At 68.3% G+C, this 1,916-nt stretch carries 2 protein-coding genes; one reads left to right on the forward strand and one right to left on the reverse strand.

What is annotated here, in order from left to right; all coding sequences use genetic code 11:
- Window positions 1-195: TIGR00730 family Rossman fold protein (locus VGV06_07785; GenBank protein ID HEV2055058.1), on the forward strand; the 195-nt coding region annotated here is incomplete at its 5' end.
- A gap of 28 nt (window positions 196-223) precedes the next feature.
- Here the strand turns inward: VGV06_07785 and VGV06_07790 are convergent.
- Window positions 224-1,447 carry an IS110 family transposase gene (locus tag VGV06_07790; GenBank protein ID HEV2055059.1) on the reverse strand — a complete coding sequence of 408 codons (1,224 nt, stop codon included), beginning with the start codon at window positions 1,445-1,447 and terminating at the stop codon, window positions 224-226.
- Between the last annotated feature and the right edge of the window lie 469 nt (window positions 1,448-1,916).

Raw genomic sequence — 1,916 nt, forward strand, 5'->3', positions numbered from 1 at the left:
GGCGTCCTCAACGTCGCGGGTTACTCCGACGGGCTGCTCCACATGCTCTCGCACGCCGTGCGCGAGGGCTTCGTCCGCCCCGACTACTTTGCCCTCCTGCTCTTTGCCGATACGCCCGAGGGAATGCTCGACCGCTTTGCCGCCTGGCAGCCGCCGGCGCTTCCCCGCGCCTGGCTCGCACCGTCCCAGACCTGAAGCGTCCTAGAAAGAAATGCTCCGGAAGTCACGCCGCTCGTAGTTCGACGCTGAAGCCGAGATCGTGCAGGCGCGCAACCAAGCGTTTCGCGAGCTTCGCCTTGTCCCGGCGGTCGAAATGGTCAGCGCCGAGGTCCCGGTAATCGACGCTGTCCTTGAGCATGTAGTAGGCGGCCGTGAGCATCGAAGCCGCGACCGCGATGATGGCCTTTTTGGGCCCCCGGCGACTCTTGAGGCGGAGGAACTGGGCGCGGAGGTAGCCGTCCTTCTTGCGGGCGGCGGCCCACGCGCCTTGGACGAGGGTGGTCTTCAGCCAGGGGTTGCTGGGGCGCGTGCGGGTGGACCGGCGCTTGCCGGCACTCTCGTCGAGGCGCGGACAGAGCCCGGCCCAGGAGATGAGATGGCCGGCCGTGGGAAAGCGGGTCATATCGAAGCCGATCTCGGCGACGATGACGCGGGCGACGGTCTCGCTCACGCCGGGCATGGTGATCAGGCGGTCGACGGCCGCGCGAAAGGGGGCGAGGGCATTCCCCAGACGCGCCTCCACCTCCGCCACCGCCGCTTCGAGCGTGGCAATCTGGGCAAGATGCAGCTGCAGCAGGAAGCGGTGGTGGGCCGTGACGCGTCCGTGCAGGGCGGCGACGAGGTCCGCCCGCGAGGCCTTGATGCGGCCGCGGGCCAACTCGGCCAAGCGTTCCGGATCCGTCTCGCCGGCGACCAGGGCCTGCAGGATGGCGCGGCCGCTCACGCCCAGGATGTCGCTGAGGGTCCCGGTCAGCTTGAGGTTGGCGGTCTCCAAGGTCTTCTGGATGCGCAGGGTGTGTTGCGTGATCTCGCGCACGAGTTGTTTGCGCGTGCGGGTGAGATCGCGCAGCTCCTGAATGGGGGCGGGCGGTACGAAGCTCCCCCTGATGAGCCCATGGGCCAGCAGGTCGGCGATCCAAGTGGCGTCGTTGACATCGCTCTTGCGGCCGGGGATGTTCCGAATGTGCATGGCGTTGGCGAGGATCAATTCCATGCTCCCGTCGAGCACGTGCCAGACGGGCTTCCAGTACACGCCGGTCGATTCCATCGCGACGTGGGTGCAGCCGTGGGCGGTCAGCCAGTCGCTCAGCGCCACCAACTCCTGGGTAGTGGTACCGAACGTCCGCACGTCGTGCGTGATGGCCGCGCCCGTCACCCCGCGGGCGCAGGCGACCACGGTGTGTTGATGCACATCGAGACCCGCGCACTGGGGATGCATGAGCTCCATGACGACCTCCTCCTGGGTAGGGTCGCGTCGGCGAGGAGCCCGCGTCAGCGAAGTCTAGAAAGCGCGCTCTCCGGCGCGGCGCCGGTGGCGGCAGTACGGGGTGCTCGCGGGGCTCCGGGTCCAACTAGCCTACGGGCTCTGCGCACCATTGACAGACCGACCTCGGTGCCGGCACGTGCCGTGAGGCTATCGCATTTCATGCGCCGCGGGTCCGCGTAGCGGGTGGAAAACTAGCCTGGATTATTCATGAGCGGGGCCGGGGGTGTGCCGGCGACATCCGCAGCTGAGGTGAGGGTGGTGGGCCCGGGGTGGACGGCCTCCTGTCCTCGCCGAGGCGGCTGCGGATGTCGGCCGTCCACCCCGGCCCACCGCCCTCACCTCAGCGAGGACAGGAGGCGGCACACCCCCGGCCCCGCTCATGAATAATCCAGGCTAGCGGCGCCTGATTACCTCACGCCGGCGAATTCGT

Source organism: Candidatus Methylomirabilota bacterium, assembly GCA_035936835.1.
Taxonomy (GTDB): Bacteria; Methylomirabilota; Methylomirabilia; order Rokubacteriales; family CSP1-6; genus AR37.